Here is a 2,664-nt window from a genome sequence, read left to right as displayed (position 1 = left end):
ATGAAAAGATAAAAACAAATACAACGCTTTGGCTCAGTTAAGTTTGGAAGTGAAATCTGGTTAATGCTCACTTACGCTTCATAGCCTTAACGTTGGCGGTAATAGAGATGCGTACTGAGAATCCACGATACTTGAATTATTTAATGACTGAATATACTTAAAACACTTAAAAAAATGATGTTATGAAAAAACTAGCACTGATTGTTTATTTGATTTTAACGATAACAAATACCCAATCGCAAGAAAAACCAAACGTAATCTATTTTCTTGTAGATAATCTTGGTATGGGTGAACTTAGTTGTTATGATGGTGGCATAACCCGAGGTGTAGAAACACCAAGATTAGATAAATTAGCCGAGCAAGGTTTACAACTTTGGAATTTTGCCCCGGAAACGCAATGCACCCCATCACGTTCTGCTTTAATGACCGGACGCTATTCTATTCGCTCTGGCAACCACACTGTTGCATTAGCAGGTGAAGAAGGAGGTATTGTTGCGTGGGAAAAAACCATGGCCGAAGTTTTCTCAGATAATGGTTACGCAACCTCATGTGTTGGCAAATGGCACATTGGTGCTTCAGAAGGGCGCTGGCCAACAGATAATGGGTTTGATGAATGGTACGGACCGGCTCACTCCTATGATGAAGCTCTATGGGCGGAAGACCCATGGTACAACCCTGAAAGGGACCCAATATCCTATATGTATGAAGGTAAAAAAGATGGCACGGTAAAATCAACCGTTCAACTTACTAGAGAACTAAAACGAGATTTGGATGTGGAATATATGAATCGCAGCAAAGCATTCATTAAAAAAAGTGTTGACAATAATAAACCCTTTTTCCTTTATTTCAATTATACACTCATGCACATGCCTAACGACCCTAGATTAGAATTCAAGGGCAAAACAGGTCATGGCGATTGGGCTGATTGTATTTTACAAATGGATACCGATTTTGGTCGTTTAATGGATTTTTTGAAAGAAGCCGGTGTTGATAAAAATACTATTGTTGTTTTTTCCGGAGACAACGGTCCTGAGTATATGGAGCCATGGAGAGGTGATGCCGGCAGATTTGTTGGTTCTTATTTTACCGGCATGGAAGGTAGTTTAAGGACACCTTGTATTGTGCATTACCCTGAAAAGGTACCTGCCGGACAGGTGAGTAACGAAATAGTTCATATTACCGACATGTATACAACCCTGATAAGTTGGACGGGCGGTAATGTACCTACAGACCGCGTAATAGATGGTTATGACCAGCGTCTTTTTTTTGAAGGCAAGCAAGATAAATCAGACCGAGAAGGTTTTCCCTATTGGATGGGTGAGACCATGTATGGCGTAAAATGGAACAACTTTAAAGTGGTTTTTGTGGCAAAGGAAACATTTGCTGCACCTGAAAAAAAATTGGCAACACCTTGGCTTATCAACCTTGATACCGACCCCAAAGAGGAAAAACCATATAGCTACCCACATCTTCATACCTGGGTTATGGCTCATGTCGGTAAAATTCTTAAAGAATATCAAGGAAGTATTCAGAAAGAGCCGTGCATTCCGGCTGGTGCTCCACTAGATTACAAACCAATGCAATAAACTACTACCGCCAACAATTTGTATAAGCAATAGCAGTGAAAGTGCTTGATTTTAAGTTATGCACGCCGCTCAAACTTCATCATAATTTGTTGAGTTTGTAGCACGCAAACTGCTACTGCTCATACAAGTGGCCGTTAGCCTCAATTTAAAAAACAAAGAACATAGAATAATGAAGTTTATTAATACAAATGGGATTACACTATTACTAATATTATCAATTATTAGCATGACTGGATGCTCTATCCCTTCAAATATCAACTTTGACCGAATTAAAGAGTATCAATACCCCTTATTATCAAATTCTAAGGAAACAACTTTTGTTTATAGTAAAATCAATTCATCAGAAACCACATACAAACGAAAGAAAATAATTCAAAACGGAGAACTTCAATACTTGTCATCAATACAAGGAGCAGGAAAGCTAAAATTTGACTCAGTAATTATTGACATTAACAATCCTTTTAAAATCTTAGAAACTTATCGCTTTGATTATGATTCTAATGATAATATATCAGGAATAACTAATGGAATAATCGAAAATGAAAAGTTAGTTAATAATACTTTCTATTCAACTACAAAATATGAAAAGAACGATATTTTAATGAAAACAGACTATGACCTGAAATTTATAAAAGACACAATTTATAATTGGAATGGTAATGATATTCCAGCATTATATTTTGAAACTAAAATAGAAGTAAAATTCAAACATAATTTAATGCCGCTTTTAAATAAAACAAACAAAATGTCTGGTTATTCCATTTACGCTAAAAACCTTGGCTTAGCGAGGTATGGGACAAAAATAGATGGGGAATTGATAGAATGGAATTTAAAAAGAATTGAATAAAAAAAACTGAGGCTAACACGCCGCCATAGCGCATAGCAGAGTCTGGCTGTTTTTGGTTGTGCAGATTCCCGCCTCGATAGTCTCGTCCTCTCGGACGGACAATCTCAACGCAAATCTGCTACAGCGCCATGCGGCCAACCGTTAGCCCTCATATGACGCAATATCGTAGTAGCTAATAAAGAAGCAGGTATTTGGCAGTTGGGAGAACCGCCTCAAGGCAATGGCGTAAAG

The 2,664-nt window shown here is 37.6% G+C and carries 2 protein-coding genes; both read left to right on the top strand.

The features are described from left to right. Window positions 1-182: 182 nt before the first annotated feature. A complete protein-coding gene (locus J1N10_RS20635) occupies window positions 183-1,586 on the top strand; it encodes a sulfatase-like hydrolase/transferase (RefSeq protein ID WP_262328623.1) in 1,404 nt (467 codons plus the stop codon). 169 nt (window positions 1,587-1,755) lie between these two features. After that, window positions 1,756-2,433, top strand: a complete 678-nt coding sequence (locus J1N10_RS20630; RefSeq protein WP_262328622.1) for a hypothetical protein — start codon at window positions 1,756-1,758, stop codon at window positions 2,431-2,433. Window positions 2,434-2,664: the final 231 nt, after the last annotated feature.

This window comes from Carboxylicivirga litoralis (genome assembly GCF_025499605.1).
In the GTDB taxonomy this organism is placed as follows: Bacteria; Bacteroidota; Bacteroidia; order Bacteroidales; family Marinilabiliaceae; genus Carboxylicivirga; species Carboxylicivirga litoralis.
The sequence above is the reverse complement of the archived record's forward strand: the minus strand, read 5'-3'. Positions and strand labels throughout refer to the sequence as shown.

Coding starts and splice junctions, on each gene's coding strand:
- J1N10_RS20635 (WP_262328623.1), top strand. CDS start 183: ATGAAAAAACTAGCACTGATTGTTTATTTGATTTTAACGATAACAAAT.
- J1N10_RS20630 (WP_262328622.1), top strand. CDS start 1,756: ATGAAGTTTATTAATACAAATGGGATTACACTATTACTAATATTATCA.